At 47.9% G+C, this 18604-nt stretch carries 17 protein-coding genes; 8 read left to right on the top strand and 9 right to left on the bottom strand.

The window, feature by feature from the left end; genetic code table 11:
• Window positions 1–103: 103 nt before the first annotated feature.
• From hemL to hemA, 7 genes are read right to left on the bottom strand one after another with little or no spacing between them, the layout of a single operon-like run.
• Window positions 104–1390: a glutamate-1-semialdehyde 2,1-aminomutase gene (gene hemL / locus PV783_RS27365; protein WP_079470417.1), complete on the bottom strand. Its 1287-nt coding sequence runs from the start codon at window positions 1388–1390 to the stop codon at window positions 104–106.
• A 36-nt stretch (window positions 1391–1426) separates the two neighbouring features.
• Window positions 1427–2398 carry a porphobilinogen synthase gene (gene hemB / locus PV783_RS27360; protein ID WP_079470416.1) on the bottom strand — a complete coding sequence of 324 codons (972 nt, stop codon included), beginning with the start codon at window positions 2396–2398 and terminating at the stop codon, window positions 1427–1429.
• A gap of 42 nt (window positions 2399–2440) precedes the next feature.
• Window positions 2441–3355, bottom strand: a complete 915-nt coding sequence (gene hemF / locus PV783_RS27355) for an oxygen-dependent coproporphyrinogen oxidase (protein WP_420990357.1) — start codon at window positions 3353–3355, stop codon at window positions 2441–2443.
• Window positions 3356–3361: 6 nt separating this feature from the next.
• A complete protein-coding gene (hemE, locus tag PV783_RS27350; protein WP_420990356.1) occupies window positions 3362–4390 on the bottom strand; it encodes a uroporphyrinogen decarboxylase in 1029 nt (342 codons plus the stop codon).
• Window positions 4387–5130: a uroporphyrinogen-III synthase gene (locus tag PV783_RS27345; RefSeq protein WP_420990355.1), complete on the bottom strand. Its 744-nt coding sequence runs from the start codon at window positions 5128–5130 to the stop codon at window positions 4387–4389. The genes hemE and PV783_RS27345 overlap by 4 nt, the downstream gene beginning before the upstream one ends.
• Window positions 5120–6040 carry a hydroxymethylbilane synthase gene (gene hemC, locus PV783_RS27340; protein WP_420990354.1) on the bottom strand — a complete coding sequence of 307 codons (921 nt, stop codon included), beginning with the start codon at window positions 6038–6040 and terminating at the stop codon, window positions 5120–5122. The genes PV783_RS27345 and hemC overlap by 11 nt, the downstream gene beginning before the upstream one ends.
• A 4-nt stretch (window positions 6041–6044) precedes the next feature.
• The gene (hemA, locus tag PV783_RS27335) at window positions 6045–7298 is read right to left on the bottom strand and encodes a glutamyl-tRNA reductase (RefSeq protein ID WP_079470411.1); all 1254 of its coding nucleotides are present in this window, start codon (window positions 7296–7298) and stop codon (window positions 6045–6047) included.
• Between the two features lie 228 nt (window positions 7299–7526).
• Between hemA and hemH the strand changes: the two genes are divergently transcribed.
• The 7 genes from hemH (at window position 7527) to PV783_RS27300 (ending at window position 15682) form a co-directional block, all read left to right on the top strand.
• Window positions 7527–8570 carry a ferrochelatase gene (gene hemH, locus PV783_RS27330; protein WP_079470410.1) on the top strand — a complete coding sequence of 348 codons (1044 nt, stop codon included), beginning with the start codon at window positions 7527–7529 and terminating at the stop codon, window positions 8568–8570.
• Between the two features lie 9 nt (window positions 8571–8579).
• The gene (hemG, locus tag PV783_RS27325; protein WP_420990353.1) at window positions 8580–9926 is read left to right on the top strand and encodes a protoporphyrinogen oxidase; all 1347 of its coding nucleotides are present in this window, start codon (window positions 8580–8582) and stop codon (window positions 9924–9926) included.
• Between the two features lie 60 nt (window positions 9927–9986).
• Window positions 9987–11117: a Re/Si-specific NAD(P)(+) transhydrogenase subunit alpha gene (locus tag PV783_RS27320; RefSeq protein WP_420990352.1), complete on the top strand. Its 1131-nt coding sequence runs from the start codon at window positions 9987–9989 to the stop codon at window positions 11115–11117.
• 29 nt (window positions 11118–11146) lie between these two features.
• A complete protein-coding gene (locus tag PV783_RS27315) occupies window positions 11147–11458 on the top strand; it encodes an NAD(P) transhydrogenase subunit alpha (RefSeq protein ID WP_079470407.1) in 312 nt (103 codons plus the stop codon).
• Window positions 11459–11553: 95 nt separating this feature from the next.
• A complete protein-coding gene (locus tag PV783_RS27310) occupies window positions 11554–13020 on the top strand; it encodes an NAD(P)(+) transhydrogenase (Re/Si-specific) subunit beta (protein WP_420990351.1) in 1467 nt (488 codons plus the stop codon).
• 75 nt (window positions 13021–13095) lie between these two features.
• On the top strand, window positions 13096–14499 hold the full coding sequence (locus tag PV783_RS27305; protein ID WP_420990350.1) for a methyltransferase RsmF C-terminal domain-like protein: 1404 nt from the start codon (window positions 13096–13098) through the stop codon (window positions 14497–14499).
• Window positions 14500–14707: 208 nt separating this feature from the next.
• Entirely contained in the window at window positions 14708–15682 is a 975-nt protein-coding gene (locus PV783_RS27300; protein ID WP_420990349.1) for a LysM peptidoglycan-binding domain-containing protein, read from the top strand.
• 202 nt (window positions 15683–15884) lie between these two features.
• Here the strand turns inward: PV783_RS27300 and fmt are convergent, their stop codons facing one another.
• Window positions 15885–16811, bottom strand: coding sequence for a methionyl-tRNA formyltransferase (gene fmt, locus PV783_RS27295; protein WP_079470403.1), 927 nt, complete (start codon window positions 16809–16811; stop codon window positions 15885–15887).
• 70 nt (window positions 16812–16881) lie between these two features.
• Window positions 16882–18048, bottom strand: a complete 1167-nt coding sequence (locus PV783_RS27290; RefSeq protein ID WP_420990348.1) for an exo-beta-N-acetylmuramidase NamZ domain-containing protein — start codon at window positions 18046–18048, stop codon at window positions 16882–16884.
• Window positions 18049–18152: 104 nt separating this feature from the next.
• On the opposite strand from PV783_RS27290, the gene PV783_RS27285 reads away from it, so the two are divergent.
• Window positions 18153–18581 (top strand): FKBP-type peptidyl-prolyl cis-trans isomerase, encoded by a 429-nt coding sequence (locus tag PV783_RS27285; RefSeq protein ID WP_079470987.1) that lies wholly within the window; start codon window positions 18153–18155, stop codon window positions 18579–18581.
• Window positions 18582–18604 lie beyond the last annotated feature (23 nt).

The following is an 18604-nucleotide window of genomic DNA, read 5'->3' as shown; positions in this document are numbered from 1 at the left end:
AAGGATCTATTTTTTGATAACCGGTAAGATGTGTATAAAAATAAAGAGCCGTCTCATTTTATAGAGACAGCTCTTTCCACTCTGCACAGGATTGAATTGTTAACTATTTTATCGCCTGCATGGCAGATTTAGCAGCAGCAATGGTTTCATCCAGGTCTTCGGTAGTGAGTGCATTACTCATAAACCAGCTTTCGAAAGCGGAAGGCGGCAAATAAATACCACGGTCCAGCATCGCATGGAAGAAACGTTTGAATAATTCATTATTAGCGGCAGAGGCAGCAGAGAAATCCACAATCGGATATTCAGTGAAATGTGCGCTCAGCATAGAGCCCATCTGGTTGATGCTATGCACGATACCTGCAGCGCCAAATGCTTCTTTTAATCCATTCACCAGGTAGCTGGCTTTTTCTTCCAGTTGCTGGTAGATAACAGGATTTTCATTCAGCGTTTGCAATAAAGTATAACCGGCAATCATTGCAATAGGGTTACCGCTTAAAGTGCCTGCCTGGTATACCTTTCCGGCCGGAGCAAGATGTTCCATGATTTCTTTCGGACCTGCTACTGCGCCCACCGGCATACCTGCCCCGATGATTTTACCAAAAGTAACAAGATCGGCCCGGATGCCCAGCAATTCCTGTGCACCACCGCGGGCCAAACGGAACCCCGTCATTACTTCATCGAAGATGAGCAGGATATTGTTTGCATCGCAAAGCTGGCGGAGCCCTTCCAGGAAGCCTGGTTGCGGAAGGATACAGCCCATGTTGCCCGCTACCGGTTCAATGATAATAGCAGCAATCTGGTTGGTGTTATCGGCAATCAATTGCTCTACTGCGGGTAAATTATTGTATGGAGCCGTAAGCGTATCTTCTGCTACTGCAGTGGTAACGCCCGGCACAGATTGAATGCCCAGCGTAGCTACGCCACTGCCGGCGCTTACCAGGAACGCATCAGCGTGACCGTGGTAGCAACCTTCAAATTTGATAAACTTATTACGGCCGGTATAGCCTCTTGCCAGCCGGATGGCTGTCATACAGGCTTCCGTACCGGAGTTTACCATACGTATCATATCGATATTAGGCACCATGCCTGTGATCAGTTCTGCGATCTTTGTTTCCAGTTCTGTAGGAGCCCCGAAAGATGTGGAGTAGGTGGCGTATTCCTGTATGGCCTTTACCACCGGCTCATATGCATGGCCGAGGATCATGGGCCCCCAGGAATTGATATAGTCGATATAACGGTTGCCATCTACATCGTACATATAGGCGCCTTTGGCACGTTCCATAAATACGGGAGTGCCGCCTACACTTTTAAATGCACGTACGGGAGAGTTAACACCGCCGGGAATTACCTGCTTTGCTTTCCCGAATAACATTTCACTTTTACTGTACATCTGTTGGTGGTTTATTATTTTACGCAAGATAGGGAATTATGCATTCAGCAGTTTTACAGCGTCTTTTGCAAAGTAGGTAGCGATCAGATCCGCGCCGGCGCGTTTCATACTGGTCATACATTCCATGATGGCCTTGTTTTCATCGAGCCAGCCTCTTTCTGCTGCTGCTTTGATCATGGCGTATTCTCCGCTTACATGATAAGCACTCACTGGTACGGTTACACGGTCTTTAATAATGCGCATAATATCGAGGTAAGCCATAGCAGGTTTTACCATTACAATGTCGGCGCCTTCTTCAATATCCATCAGCGTTTCCCGGATCGCTTCGCGGGAATTGGCATAATCCATCTGGTAGGTTTTTTTATCGCCGAAGCCGGGAGCAGAGTCCAGTGCATCACGGAAAGGGCCGTAAAAACAGGACGCGTATTTGGCGCTGTAAGCCATAATGCCTGTTTTGTCGAAACCATTCTCTTCAAGGATATTGCGGATTGCCAGGATGCGGCCATCCATCATATCGCTGGGCGCTACAAAATCGGCGCCTGCCTGTGCATGGCTCAGGCTCATGCGTGCCAGTACTTCTACCGTAGGATCGTTTACAATTTCCGTTCCGTCTACAATACCATCGTGACCGTAGGAAGAGTAGGGGTCCAGTGCAACATCTGTCATTACCACCATTTCGGGAATGGCATTTTTAATGCCGCGGATGGCACGCTGCATCAACCCGTTGGGGTTTACTGCTTCGGTACCTTTATTATCTTTTACACTGTCCGGCGCTTTCACAAACAGCAGTACGCTTTTAATACCCAGGCTCCAGAGTTCCCTGGCTTCTTTAATGGTAAGATCCAGGGAGTACCTGAAATAACCCGGCATAGAGCTGATCTCTTCTTTCACATTTTCTCCTTCGGTAACAAATAACGGCGCTATAAAATCGCTGGGTGTTAAAATTGTTTCCGCTACCATTGCACGAATAGCAGGAGATACTCTTAAAATTCTGTTTCTTCTGATCATCTTTATAAAAATTTTATTGTTTTTATATCGTCGTCTGCCGGCTTATTCTTTTACCCATTCCCTGGGCTTCAGGTATTCTTCCAGCTGTGCTTCCGGGCTGCCGGGTGCAGGATGAAAGTCGTACTCCCAGCGGGCCACAGGTGGTAAGCTCATCAGGATGGATTCTGTACGGCCGTTTGTTTTCAGGCCAAACAGTGTGCCCCTGTCGTGAACAAGATTGAACTCCACATAACGTCCACGCCTATACGCCTGCCAGTTTTTATGTGCGTCGGTATAAGGCAGATTTTTTGTTTTCTCTACCAGCGGAAGATATGCTTCAAGGAAAGCGTTTCCATTTGCTTTGGAGAAATTCAGGAGTTCTTCTGCGGTCCTTTCTGCGTTGGGCCGGAGGTAATCATAAAAGATACCGCCTATGCCGCGCGCTTCGTTATTACGGTGTTTATTGATAAAGTATTCGTCGCAGTGTTTTTTATATGCAGGATACAATTCTTTTCCAAAAGGATCACAGGCATCTTTAAAGGTACGGTGAAAATGTACACCGTCTTCTTCCTGCAGGTAATAGGGCGTAAGATCCGCACCACCGCCAAACCAGCTGTCTTTCAGCGTTCCATCCTGGTCATACAATTCAAAATAGCGGAAGTTGGCATGCACGGTAGGCACAAAGGGATTCACCGGATGCAGCACCAGCGAAATACCACATGCCATGAACTGGCTGTTGGTAACGCCGAATTGTTGTGCCATTGCCTCCGGCAACTCACCATGAACAACCGAAGTATTTACACCGCCTTTTTCAAACACATTCCCGTTGGCGATCACGCGTGTTTTACCACCGCCGCCACCAGGGCGTTCCCAGCGGTCTTCCAGGAAAGTAGCTTTGCCGTCTGTTTTCTCCAGCGCAGCGCAGATCTCATCCTGTAAGCCGTGTATGAATGATATGAAATTATCTTTGATGCTCATGGTTAATTATCCGTGTGCTTTAACTGTTTCTACGAATGCTTTGGCGTGATCAACCGGAACATTTGGTAAGATACCATGTCCGAGGTTGGCAATGTAACGCTGTCTGCCAAAGCCTTTCAGCATTTCCTTTACGGCCTTTTCAATTTCGGGGATCGGCGCCAGCAATTTAGCCGGATCAAAATTTCCCTGCAGGGTGATGTTGCTACCGGCAAACTGGCGGGCCAGTTCCGGTTTAATACACCAATCGATACCCAGTCCGTGCGCGCCGGTAGCGGCCATGTCTTCCAGGGCAAACCAGGCGCCTTTGGCAAATACGATAGTAGGACAAACATCCTTCATCGCGGCAACTATCTGGCGGATATATTGTAAAGAGAATACTTCAAAATCCTGCGGACTGAGCAGCCCGCCCCAGGAGTCAAATACCTGTACGGTATCAGCGCCTGCGGCTACCTGTGCTTTCAGGTAAGCGATGGTGGTATCGGTGATCATCTGCAGCAACTGATGTGCTACAACAGGCTGCTGATAGCAGAATGCTTTTGCTTCATCAAAAGTTTTGGAACCCTTGCCTTGTACCATATAGCAGAGCAAGGTCCAGGGCGCGCCACCAAAGCCTATCAGCGGCACCCTGCCATCCAGTGTTTTTTTGGTGAGCTTCAGCGCATCAAATACATAGTGCAGTCTTTCCTGTACATCGGGAACGCATAAACGTTGCAGATCCTGCGCGGTTTTAATGGGAGCGGGCAGCAGTGGTCCTACTTTTTCCACCAGCTGTACTTCCATGCCCATTGCCTGTGGAACCACCAGGATATCGGAGAAGATGATAGCAGCATCAACGCCTACCTGGTCTACCGGCATCACCGTTATTTCTGTTGCCAGCTCCGGGTTTTCGCAGCGTTCAAAGAACGTATATTTATCACGCAGTTTGATATAATCCGGTAAATAGCGACCAGCCTGACGCATCATCCATACCGGTGTGCGGGAAACAGTTTCGCCTTTAAGGGCCTTCAGCAATAAGTCGTTCTTCAATGCGCTCATTCGTAGCAGTTAATGTTGTTAAAATAAAATATAGCAGTTTGCACCATGCTTTCTTCGCTGATATCGGTGCTCATTATAATTTTGTTATCGGTGTGTACTCTCAGTTCGGTGGCGGTTGTTCTGCCAATGGCGAAGCAAACGGTTTTACTATTCAGCCTGTTGGCAGACAGGTAGCTTTTTACGGCGCTGGGACTGAAAAATAATACACCGTCGTAATCATCGGCTGTTACAGCGGGTGCAGGAATATTTTCGTAGATCACGAATTCCTTTACTTCAATACCAGCCTTTTGCAATGCATCCGGTAATTCGTTTCTCCGGATATTTCCGCAGAAAAAATTAACGGAAGTAATGTTACCAATTTGTATAATGGCCTTAGCAAGTTCGCTGCCATAATGCGATTCCGCTAAGATCTTACAATCAGTGAACACGTTTTCCACTGCTTTCCTGGTGCTCCCGGAAATACAGCAGATATTTGGCTCGCTGATCACATAAAATGTATCATCCTGGTGCAAATAATATTTGGCCAGTATTCTCGCTGCATTGGCGCTGGTGAACACATGTACAGCTTCCGGACGGAAAACCTGTGCCATATGCTCTTCGCCTAACAGTGCTTCATTGAGAAGCGGCTTTATCTGTATAAAATCCTGTACATCTATGTGTATACCACTTTCACCAGCAACAGCCACAGAGCTGTCTGTTAAATGCCTGGTGCTTAATATGCGGTATTTATCATTTAGCATTTCTGATCTGTGCTACTATTTCAGCGCCACCCTGCGCCATAATATCTTCTGCAGCTTCCTGTCCGAGGTGTTGGGCCTGTTCCAATGGTACTTCGCGTGAAACAGTGAAGAACCGGGCGCCATCAAGGCTGCACAGTTCACCGCTGAAATGTATGTGATTGTTTTGTATATAAGCGTAAGCGCTGATAGGGGTGGTGCATCCGCCCATCAGGGTACGTAAAAATTCTCGTTCAATGTGTGTGGCGAGGGCGGTATCTGCATGATTAAAAGCAGCGCATGCATCCAGGCAAAATTGATCATCTTCCCTGCACACTGCCACCACTGCGCCCTGTGCGGGAGCTGGCAGCATCCAGTCGAGATCAATGGAATTAGCAGGACGAACGTTGATCCTTTCCAGTCCGGCTACCGCGAAAATGGCGCCGTCCCAGTTTTCTTCCGCCAGTTTTCTTAAGCGGGTATTAACATTGCCACGCAGGTTATGCAGCTGGTGCTGTGGATATTTCCGCAGCCACTGTGCTTTACGGCGTACACTGCTGGTAGCGATGTTAGCTATATAATCGGGTTGTGAAAGGAAGTTAGTATCGTTTTTATATACCAGCAAATCTTTTACCGGTCCGCGTTGCAGGATAGCGGCATGTACAATTTGCTTCGGAAGTTGTGTGGGAACGTCTTTGAAGGAGTGAACGGCAATGTCTATACGGTTATTGAGCAATGCCAGGTCGAGGCTTTTTGTGAAGATGCCCTGAACGCCTATTTCATACAGGGGTGTTACCAGGTCTATATCTCCTTCGCTTTTGATGGGTACCAGTTCTGTACGGTAACCTTGTGCGGTGAGCAGATCATTTACCTGGTTTGCCTGCCACAAGGCCAGCTGACTTTCTCTTGTGCCTATCCTGATAACTTTATCCATTTGTTTATTCCTGGTTAACTCCGGTCTCAAAAATATCGTTGATCATGGCGATGTACTGGTCGCTTTTGTCTGTTTCCTTGCGTACTTTACCAGCCATGAGATTAATCATTTTTTGTATGATGCGGGAAGATACGAGTTCGATGTCTTCCATGTTATAGTGACCGCCGTTTTTCTGTTGCTGTATTTCGCGGGTATGTATTTCCTGCAGCTTATCTTTTACGGCTTTCAGTACTACTGCGTGTTTGCGCATTTTGTACCAGTAAAGGAATTCCTCCATATGTTCGTCGATGATGGAGATTGCCTTTGGTACTTCTCCCAGCCTGTTTTGCAGGGTTTCATCCTGTACTTTGGAGAGTTCATCCACATTCACGAGGGTGATATGCGGGAGTTCACCTACAGCCGCTTCCACGTTAAAAGGAATGGATAAGTCGACGATGAGTTTTGGAGAAGTATTGCGGAGATGTTCTGCCAGCACTGTTGGGTGTGGGGCATTGGAAGCAACGAGTATCACATCTGCCTGCTGCATTTCGCTTACCATATCTTCGATGGGAGCGTATTTCAGTCCGTGCTGGCCGGCGAATTCGGCGGCCACCTGCAGGGTGCGGTTAATGAGGGTTACTTCTTTTACGCCGAGGTATTCGATCATGTTCTTGCAGGTGTTGCGGCCTATTTTACCTACACCCAGCAATACAATTTTTTTATCTTTTATATCAGGACAGATGCGTTCCAGCATTCTCACGGTGGCAAAAGCCACTGATACCGTGCCTTTGCTGAGTCCTGTTTCAGTTTTGATGAGTTTGGAAACCTGTAAAACGCTGTTGACAAGCCTTTCCAGGAAGCTGCCCAGGCTGTGATGCGCTTTGGCAAACTTAGTGGCATTACGGATCTGACCTATGATTTCGTAGTCGCCGAGGATCTGGGAGTCAAGACCGGTACCTACCTGGTACAAATGCCTGATTGCTTCTTCTCCTGACTTGGTATAGGCTAATTCTTCCAACTGGCTTCTGTCGCCGTTTGATTCCCTGCAAAGCAAATCTATCAACTGCCCCGGGTTCGCTGCAAATCCGTATACTTCCGTTCTGTTACATGTAGAGAGCACAAAGAGATCGTCTAATTGCACTACCCTGGCATGCTCCAGGAGTTGTTGATACTGAGCCGGATTGATGGCGTATAATCCCCTGATAGCAGCGTCTGTTTTCTTATAGTTGATGCCAACGATATGAAAATTTGCTATTTCTTTTGAATGACTGACCTGCATGTTTTTGTATAAGCTTCCGGTTGCAAAAGTACTTTCATACGTCCCAAACAAAAGGGGTTAGCTGTCATTAGTGTGTCATTTCTACTACTGGTAATCATTACGACGAAAAAATGATTTTTATCAGGTTTTGCCTTTACAAAAGAATGACACTAATCAGCCTGGCTATACGTGGACTATAATGCTTTTCGCTTTCGGCTTTTTGCTTACTTTTGCACCAATTTAAAAGAAATGGTATCTAAATCTGATGTTGGAATAGTATTAATGAACCTCGGATCGCCTGATTCTACCGCCGTGCCGGATGTTAAGCGTTATCTGAATGAGTTCCTGATGGACAAGCGTGTAATTGATTATCCGTGGTTGTTCCGCAAGATCTTAATTGAAGGTATCATTGTGCCAAAACGTGCGGAGCAATCTGCCAGGGCTTATGAATCTATCTGGTGGGAAGAAGGATCGCCATTGGTGGCTTTAACAAAGCAGCTGCAGATGGCAGTGCAGAACGACATGGAAATCCCGGTGGAAATAGCCATGCGTTATGGTAACCCGCATCCGCAGGTGGCTTACGACAACCTGCTCAAACAAAATCCTGGTCTGAAAGAAGTGGTGCTGTTGCCCCTGTATCCGCATTATGCCATGTCTTCTTATGAAACAGCCGTGGAATACGCGCAGGAAGTCTATAAAAAGAAAAAATATAAATTCAAGCTGTCGGTAGTGCCTCCGTTTTATGATGAACCGGATTATATTAACGCACTTACTGAAAGCATGCGTCCATATCTTCAGCAGGACTATGATTACGTATTATTCAGTTATCATGGGTTGCCGGAAAGGCATATGCGTAAAGCCGATCCTACCGGTGCGCATTGCATGAAGGTGAATGATTGCTGTCATGTAAAGTCACCCGCACATGATTATTGCTACCGTCACCAGATCACGGTTACTACTGAGCTGGTAGCGGAAAAGCTGGGACTGCCGCGGGAAAAATGGGGTATCTCTTTTCAGTCGAGGTTGGGTCGTGAAGAATGGCTGAAGCCCTACACCGCCGGTTTGCTGGAAACACTGCCGGCTGAAGGCAAAAAACGACTGCTCATCGTGTGTCCTGCTTTTGTTTCAGATTGCCTTGAAACACTGGAGGAGATAGCTGTAGAAGGAAAACATTCTTTCCTGAACAGTGGCGGCGAATCTTTTACTATGATTCCGTGTTTGAATATTCACCCGTTATGGGTAAAAGCTGTGGTTAAATATTGCACGCAGATAATCGCAACTGAAGCCGTTTAAATTTATCATATGTCTGATCAACCCGTATTGATTGTCGGCGCCGGTCTGTCCGGGCTGAGTATTGCATATGAATTGCAGAAACTGCAGGTGCCATACCAGGTACTGGAGGTTTCTGATCATACCGGTGGTGTAATGAAATCTATACGGGAAAATGGCTTTGAGCTGGATGCAGGCGCCAACACCATCGCGGCGTCGCCGGAACTGCTGCAGTATTTTACAGAACTGGGTCTTGATAAAGAAATTCTGCAGGCCAGCGCCGCCAGCAAAAACCGCTTCCTGGTTAGAAGACACCAACTACATGCGGTTTCCCCACATCCTTTCAAAATCATGGCTTCTCCATACCTGAGCCGCGGCAGTAAGTGGCGGCTGTTTACAGAGCGTTTCCGTAAACCGGCCACGGTAGCAGGAGAAGAAACAGTAAGTGATTTTGTAACAAGAAGATTTAATAAAGAGATTGCCGAATATGTTTTTGACCCGGTATTATCAGGCATCTATGCCGGTAATCCCGACCTGATGAGCGTAGCGGAAGTATTGCCCGCACTCCCGCGGTGGGAGCGGGAATACGGCAGCGTTACCAAAGGGCTGATGAAAGATAAGGGCGCTATGGGCGGCCGGAAAATCATCAGCTTCAAAGGCGGCAACCAGTTGCTCACAAACCGTTTACATCAATTGCTGACCACCCCGGTACGCTTTAATTGCAACGTAACCGGCATCACTGCCGCCAATGGCGGATATATTGTGAGTGCGGTGGAAAACGGGGTATCAGAAAGCTATACCGCTTCAAAAGTTGTACTGACCACCCCGGCATACAGCACGGCAGAAACCATTACCCACCTCGATGCGGCTACCGCAGCCTTGTTAAACAATATTCATTACCCCCGCATGGGTGTACTGCACCTGGGCTTTGACGCCGCCGCGCTGCCACAGCCGCTGGAAGGCTTTGGCTTCCTGGTGCCCAATGCAGAAAATATGCATTTCCTCGGCGCTATCTGCAACTCTGCTATCTTCCCGGATAAAGCCCCCGCGGGCAAAATCCTGTTTACCGTATTCCTGGGAGGTGCGAGGCAGGAAAGCCTGTTTGACCAGATGAACCCGGAAACCCTGCAGCAGCAGGTAGTTTCGGAGGTACGCTCTTTACTGCACCTGTCGGCCCCACCGGTGATGCAGCGGTTCAGTACATGGAACAAGGCCATCCCGCAGCTGAATGTAGGTCATGTTAAGTTGCGGAATGCTGTAAAAGACTTTGAAAAAAAATATCCGGGCATCCATATCTCCGGAAATTACCTGCAAGGCGTAGCCATCCCGGCTTTACTGCAACATGCTGTTGCTTTGGCCGCTTCTCTGAAGAAAAATTAAACAGAAAAATAGTTCGTTGTTGCCGTTTTTTCTTTAAATTCCATTATAAATTTCCACCAGATGATTGCAGGAATTTTAAAAGAAAAAAACGGCGAAACGAGGGTGTCTCTTGTCCCTGAAGTAGTAAAGCAACTGCAGCAAATGTCGGTGACCGTGTGGGTGGAGCAGGGAGCCGGCGACCATGCTTTTTATAACGATGACGCCTATATGCAGGCGGGCGCGGAAATAAAAACAGCTGCCAATATCCTCACCGGAGCAGATATCATCTTTACCCTGCAGCCTCCGTCAAAAGAGATAACAGACCAGATCCCTCCGGGAAAAATTATTGCCGGTATTTTGCAGCCACTGTACCGCGTAAACGAAGTGGAGTACTGGGCGTCCCGTAATATCACCGCTTTCAGTTTAGATACCATCCCCCGCACAACCCGTGCGCAGGTAATGGATGTGCTTAGTTCGCAGGCCAATATCGCCGGTTATAAGGCAGTATTGCTGGCAGCGTATAGCTATTCCCGTTACTTTCCCATGTTTATGACCGCAGCAGGCAGTATTGCTCCCGCCAAAGTATTGATACTGGGCGCCGGTGTAGCGGGTTTGCAGGCTATTGCCACCGCCCGCCGTTTGGGTGCTGTAGTGGAAGTATTTGATACCAGGCCCGCTGTGAAAGAAGAAGTGATGAGCCTGGGCGCCAAATTTGTGGAAGTGGAAGGAGCCGCAGATGCCTCCTCCGCCGGCGGTTACGCGGTTGAACAAAGCGAAACATATAAGCAGCAGCAACAGCAGCGTATTGGGGAAAGCATTGCCAAAGCAGATATTGTGATCACCACTGCGCAAATTCCGGGTAAAGCAGCGCCGGTACTGGTAAGCAATGAAATGCTGGACCGTATGCGGCCCGGTTCCGTGATTGTGGATCTTGCCGCCGCCACGGGCGGTAACACCAGTGCTACAAAGAACAATGAAACCGTGCAGTACAAAGGAGTGACCATCATCGGAAATTCCAACCTGCCTGCTACTATGCCGGCCGATGCCAGTAAGCTGTATGCAAAAAATGTATTCAATTTCCTGAAACTGATACTGACAAAAGAAGGAGCGCTGCACCTGAATTTTGAAGATGATATTGTGAAAGGCGCCTGTATTACACACAACGGTGAAATTGTGAACGACCGTGTGAAAAACCTGATGCAGCCAGCTTAGTAGTCGAGATCGTAAAATACCTGTCTGACATGGAATATATTTTAACTTTTCTTCACCAGCATATCGATCTTATCTACATCGTTATCCTGTCTGTTTTTTTAGGAATAGAAGTGATTTCGAGAGTGCCGTCTGTATTGCATACACCGTTGATGAGCGGCGCCAACGCTATTCACGGCGTTGTAATTATCGGGGCTATCATTGTGATGGGGAAGGCGGAAGCGGATAATTATCCCGCGCTGATCATCGGCTTCCTGGCGGTGATCCTGGGTACGATCAATGTGGTAGGAGGTTTTGTGGTAACCGACCGTATGCTGGAAATGTTCAAAGGAAAAAAGAAATAGCTGGTAAAGGGTTACCGTTATCTGTTGTTTTTTTTACGGCAGACAGATGCTAACTGTTTAACAGCTTAAAGCTAACGGCTAAAAGCATAATACTTATGGGATCCAGCATTTTATCAATTATCTACCTGATCGGCTCTGTTACTTTTATCCTCGGACTGAAAATGTTAAGTAAACCGGATACTGCCCGCAAAGGCAACCTGGTAGCCGCCGCGGGAATGTCGCTGGCCATTCTCGGCACTATCTTTCTCTACCGGGTAAACGATGCCCCCCTGCATAATTATGGTTGGATCTTCACCGGGCTGCTTATCGGTGGTGTTATCGGCGTGTTGTCTGCAAAGAAGGTGAAGATGACGGCCATGCCGGAAATGGTAAGTATGTTTAACGGCATGGGCGGGGCATGTGCTGCGCTTATTTCTATCGTGGAATTTGACCACCTGATCAAACTGATAAAGAATTTATACGCACCTGTTTCCGACGATCACCTGGCGCTTCAGTTACTGGAGTCGTCTGCCTCAAAAGGAATGGTGATCATCATTTTGCTGAGCCTCATCATTGGCGCGGTATCCTGCGCGGGCAGCATTGTTGCGTGGGGAAAGCTTACCGGAAAAGTGAAGGATTTTTCCTTCAACGGCCAGCATTTCCTCAACATGGGGGTACTGGCGCTGATAGTAGGATTATCCGTTTGGCTGGTGTGTATCTTTGGTATTTCGCCGGGAACGGGTCTTATTGTCTTTTACGTTGTTTTCCTGCTGGCGCTGTTTTATGGCGTGTTATTCGTGCTGCCGATTGGTGGGGCGGATATGCCCGTGGTGATTTCCCTGTTGAATTCATTTACCGGAGTAGCCGCGGCCTGTGGCGGGTTCCTGTACAGTAACCCGGTGATGCTCACGGGCGGTATCCTGGTAGGTTCGGCCGGAACTATCCTTACCATCCTCATGTGCAAGGCCATGAACCGTTCCCTGAAAAACGTGCTGATAGGCTCTTTTGGCGGTGGTGCAGCAGGTGCTGCTGCCTCCGGGAAGGAGCAGGGTAACTATAAAGAAATCAGTTTGAATGATGCCGCCGTAGTGCTGGCATATGCCAATAAAGTGATCATTGTACCAGGGTATGGATTGGCGGTGGCGCAGGCCCAGCATGCGTGTCATGAGTTGGAGAAGCAGCTGGAGGAAAAAGGTGTGGAAGTAAAATACGCTATTCACCCGGTAGCGGGCCGTATGCCCGGGCATATGAATGTATTGCTGGCAGAAGCAGATGTTCCCTATGAGAAGTTATTGGAAATGGAAGATGCCAACGCTGAATTTCCTACTACCGATGCGGTATTGATCTTGGGGGCCAATGATGTGGTAAACCCGGCAGCGAAGAGCGATCCCGCCAGTCCCATTTACGGGATGCCTATCCTGGAAGTTGAAAACGCAAAAGTGGTGATCGTCAATAAACGCAGTATGAAACCGGGATATGCCGGTATCGAAAACGATCTCTTTTTCCAACCCAAAACGTCCATGCTGTTTGGAGATGCAAAGAAGGTGTTGCAGGAGCTGCTTTCCGCCATCAAGGAGGTGTGAGCCCGAAAGAAAACCTTCTCCCCGGCTATTCCCGCATAAAACATTTTTTGCTAAATTTGCGGAAAAAAAATTCCTTTGTCCAGTCAATTACCAGCAGCGCTACTAGATTCGTTAGCGGGACTTCCGGGTTATAACCGGGAAACTTTTGAGCAGGTGCATGCCGCCGCCGAAAAAATTACTTCACTGCGATTGAATCCCAATAAAATAAAAACGCCGGAACGAACGGCCGCTGTGCTGCAATCCCTGTCGGCCACCGGCGCCACCCCGGTTCCCTGGAGCAGGGATGGGTATTATTTACCGGAGCGGCCCTCCTTTACATTTGATCCTTATTTTCATGCGGGCGCCTACTATGTGCAGGAGGCTTCCTCTATGTTCCTGGAACAGGTGGTACGTGCAACAGTGGATCTTACACAGCCATTGAAGGTATTGGACCTTTGTGCTTCTCCGGGAGGCAAATCCACTTTGCTGCAATCCCTGATCAGCCGGGATAGCCTGTTGGTGGCCAACGAGGTGATCAAGCCACGGGCCGCGCTGCTGACAGACAACCTCACAAAATGGGGCGCTGCAAATGTAGTGGTGAGCAATAATGATCCGCGTGATTTTTCAAGGCTGCCTGGTTACTTTGATCTGGCAGTAGTGGATGCGCCTTGTTCCGGCTCCGGTTTATTCCGCCGCGATCCGGAGCTGGTGGAGGAATGGTCGCCGGAGAATGTAACGCTCTGCAGCCAGCGGCAGCAAAGGATTATGGCAGATGTGCTGCCATCGGTAAAAGAAGGCGGTGTTGTTATTTATTCCACCTGCTCTTTTTCTGCAGAAGAAGATGAAGCGATCCTGGATTGGCTGGCCGATCATTTTGAACTGGAGAATATCCCGGTTACACTGAATCCCGAATGGAATATTGTTGCAACGGTAACGCACAAACGAAATTGTACCGGTTACCGGTTTTACCCCGACAGGCTGAAGGGAGAAGGATTTTTTATAGCAGCTTTCCGTAAGCGCAGCAGCGAAACTCCGCGAAAGCCGAAGCAACATAAATCAACTGCACTCACTGCCCGTCAGCAGGAGGTAGTTACCCCCTGGATAAAGATGCCTGACGATTACCAGTATTTCATGCACCAGGAAGAAGTATTGATTTTGCCACCTTCTGTGGCAGCAGAAATACCATTGTTGCGGCAACAATTGTATATTCGCAAGGCGGGTGTAAAAGCAGGACATCCCAGCGCGAAAGAACTGATCCCCGATCATCAGCTGGCAGCCAGCACATTAGTATCCGATGAGCTGCCGGTGGTTTCCCTGGATTTGCGGCAGGCATTGCAATACCTGCGCAAGGAAGATCCGGGAATGAGCACACGGGTGCGGGGCTGGGCGCTGGTAAGATATGAGGACATGAACCTCGGCTGGGCAAAAATATTACCCAACCGCATGAACAACTACTATCCGAAAGAGCTGCGCATCCTGAAAGAGATTACAGGATTGTAAAGAATAAACGACTGCTATTTATCCGGGAATGATACTAACTTTGAAATACAGTGCCAACGGGGGCGCCGTTTATAACGGCAGCCACAACAAAAAGGGATTTTCTCCGTTTGGTTTATTAAATAATTTTGTCAATTTTAACGCATATATTCGTTGCCCGAAATAGCAGATAAAATTTAAGATATTCTGCTGCATCATAAACAGAGTTAGTATGATAAAATCGATTCTTTCAATCGTCTTGTTTGGTTTTAGTGCAGTAGCGGCGCAAGCGCAGGACACGCTGGAGGTACAAGGTACTTCCCCCGCTCTCTACATATCCCATGTTGTTAAAAAAGGAGAAAATTTTTATAGTCTCAGCCGTGCTTATGGCTTACCGCCAAAAGAAATTGCGGCCGCCAATAAAGTGAATATGGAACAGGGATTACAGCTGGGTCATAAGCTGCATATCCCCCTCACCACTGCCAACTTTTCACAGAAAGCAGATGCCTCCGGCAAGCCGGTATATCATAAAGTATCCGATAAGGAAACTTTATACCGTGTGAGTGTGAACTATAACAAAGTACCGCTGGATAATATCCGTCAGTGGAATAGTTTTTCCGGAGATGGACTGAAAAAAGACAGCTACCTGATTGTGGGCTTTATGAAAGCTGGTGGCGCCGCTGCTGAAGCTGCCCCCCGTCCTGAAAAAGTAAAGGAGAAAGCCACCCCGGCAGCAGAACCGGTAGTTACTTTATCTCCACCACCACCACCGCCTCCGGCAGTAAAGGAAACGCCTAAGAAAGAAAAAGAACCGGAAGCCCGTCCTGTAGCAGAAACAACAGAAACGGTTACTCCTGCCCCCGCGCCGGTTAAATCCGCTCCTGTTAGCAGCAGCACCGATTTTGAACAGTTGTATGAGCAGCAAACCAACGGCGGCAAAAAAACTACTTCTGAAAAAGGCCCCGGTACCTGGTTCAAGAGCAATGCGGTAGGTAAATACTATGCGCTGCATAACACCGCACCACGTGGCACCATCATCAAGGTAACCAATCCCCTGAACGGCAAAGCAGTATATGCAAAAGTACTGGACGTAATCCCGCAGATGAAAGCCAATGCGGGCCTTATCATCAAACTGAGCGACAGTGCGATGCAGGCACTCGGCAGCAATGAAACCAAGTTTTACTGCGAGCTGAGTTACGAGGATTAACGCGGATGTTGTCTTGGCGCAGGATTACGCTGATTATACTGATTTATTGGATTTTTATAAATGATTAAGGGAGATAGAAGTGGATACACACTTTTATCTCCCTTAATCTTTAAAATCGAATATGATCAAATCCAATAAATCAGTATAATCAGCGTAATCCTGCGCCAGGACAATTTCCATCGCCGAAGGCGATCTCCCCGGCCTAAAAGCGATACCCCCGCAGAAACGCTTCCACATCCATTTTCTTCTTGCCTTCCAGCTGGATTTCATCCAGGTAGAGATAACCGTCCGGTGCTGCTATTTTGATATAGCTTTTTTGATCGGTATCAAAATCGCCCGGTGCTTTTGCCGGCGTGGTATGTTCCTTACGGGCTTTATATATTTTCAGTGTTTTCCCCTGGAAAGTAGTCCATGCAGCGGGGTAGGGACTAAGTCCGCGTACCAGGTTGTAAATGCTGTCCAACGGCTGGTTCCAGTTGATCTGGCAGGTTTCCTTGAAAATTTTTGGCGCATGTTTTATTTCCGCTGCCGGGATATTGGCCTGTGGCGTTTCCTGTACGTTGCCTGTGGCAATAGCCTGTACAGTTTTAAGCAGTAAGCGGGCGCCTGTTTGCATCAGGGCATCGTGCAGTTCACCGGCGGTTTCATCGTCGCGGATAGCTACTTTATCGCTGAACAGGATGTCGCCGGTATCTATTTCATGCTGTAGTTTGAAGGTGGTAACGCCGGACTCTTTTTCACCGTTGATAATAGCCCAGTTAATGGGTGCTGCGCCGCGGTAATTGGGCAGTAGTGAGGCATGTACATTGATAGTGCCTTCGGGGGGCATATTCCATACTATTTCAGGTAACATGCGGAAGGCCACTACTACCTGAAGGTCGGCTTTCAGCTCTTTTAGGGCAGCAATGAAATCAGGATTTTTCAGTTTCTCCGGTTGCAAAACAGTGAGTCCTTTACTCACTGCATATTGTTTCACTGCGCTCTCCTGCAGCTGTAACCCACGACCGGCGGGCTTATCCGGTGCTGTGATCACACCCACTACATTAAATCCGTTCTGTACTAATATATCAAGGGATGCCACTGCAAAATCAGGGGTACCCATAAAAACAATGCGAAGCTCTTTACTCATAGGATGCAAAAATAACGACCTTTCGCGGATTTTAACGAGGGGAAGACGGAAAGCCATTCCCCTTTGCTTTTTAGTACAACAGGTATTTGGCGCGTATTATCTTAAACTTCGCCAGTCCGGGTTCCCAGCTTTTGCGGATCTCTGCTTCAGACATACCTTTCACGATCTGCTGTTGCAGTATGGTGTTACCGGCCAGTTTGCTGAAGAAGGGAATGAAGAATTTAGATTTATCCGGGAACATGCGATAGGCATTCAGCAGCCATTTCAGCTCAATTTTACGGCCTGCGTGGGGAGTTGCTTCCGGGGCATCGCTCAGGTCAAAGCCGTAGCACAGCTGGTCTTTCAGCACCGGTGTTGGATTAGTGGCGCTGGCGCGGGGCGTAAATGAATAACCCTTTTTAGGAAAAGCCGGTGAGCCATATACCTGGAAAGGCTTGTCAGTACCACGTCCCAGGCTAAGTGCGGTGCCTTCAAAAAAGCAGAGGGAGGCATAGAGGTTGATAGCGGCCATATTGGGCAGGTTGGGCGATGGTTTGATGGGCACGCGGTAAAATGTTTTGTGGTCATAATTTTCGCAGGGAATCACTTTAATATCGCAGTGTACGCCTTTGCGGAGCATGTGTTCTCCGTTCAGCATCCGCGCATATTCGCCAACGGTCATGCCATGTACCACAGGGATAGGTTGCATGCCTATAAAGGAACGGTACGCGGTATCGAGGATGGGACCGTCTACATAGTCGCCGTTGGGATTAGGACGGTCCAGTATTACGAGTGTTTTTTTATTTTCTGCTGCGGATTCCATCAGCTCCTGCAGGGAAGAGATGTAAGTAAAAAAGCGGGTGCCTACATCCTGGATGTCGAACAGCAGGATGTCCACATCTTCCAGATCGGCTGCGGTAGCTTTACGGTGTTGCCCGTAGAGCGACACAATGGGAATACCGGTAGCGGAATCAATGCTGTTGGCTACTTTTTCACCATGACCAGCATTGCCGCGGAAGCCGTGCTCAGGGCTGAAGATCTTCTGTATTTTTATATTCAGTTTTAACAGGGAGTCTACCAGGTGCGTATTATCGATGGTGGCGGTTTGATTCACCATCATGGCTACCCGCTTGTTTTTCAGCAGTGGAAGGTAACGCGCCGTTTGTGTGGCGCCTGGCAATACATGTTCCGCATATTGTGCGGAGGTTTCATAAATGCACCCTGCCAGGAGGACGCAAAGAAGGAGAATACGGTTCATACCGTTAAGATAATGCAAAGCTTTATTGACTGTATCAAAAAGTGCGGATTATGGCTGCTTTTTGTATCTTGCGCGTAATTATTAACACTAAACAATTAATTTTTATGCAAACTGTTAAAAACGGGGATACAGTGAAGGTGCATTACCACGGCCGTTTAACGAACGGAACTACTTTTGATTCTTCCGAAGGTAGAGCTCCGCTCGAATTCAAGGTAGGTGCCGGTATGGTTATCAAAGGTTTTGAGAATGGTGTGCTGGACATGAAAGTTGGCGACAAGAAAACCATTCATATCCCTGTTGATCAGGCATATGGTCCCAAAAGTGATGAAATGATCATGGATTTTCCAAAAGAAAATATCCCGGCTGATCTGAATCCTGAAGTAGGTATGGAATTGCAGATGAGCAACCCTCAGGGACAGGTTTTCCAGGTAAAAGTAGCTGCTATCGGCGACGAGTTTATTACCCTGGATGCTAACCACGCACTGGCTGGCGAAGACCTGGTATTTGACCTCGAACTGGTTGAAATCGTATAATATTCAGGTGTTTTTTTGATTTA

Source organism: Chitinophaga sp. CC14, assembly GCF_048957795.1.
In the GTDB taxonomy this organism is placed as follows: Bacteria; Bacteroidota; Bacteroidia; order Chitinophagales; family Chitinophagaceae; genus Chitinophaga; species Chitinophaga ginsengisegetis.
This window is presented reverse-complemented; position numbering and strand designations above follow the sequence as displayed.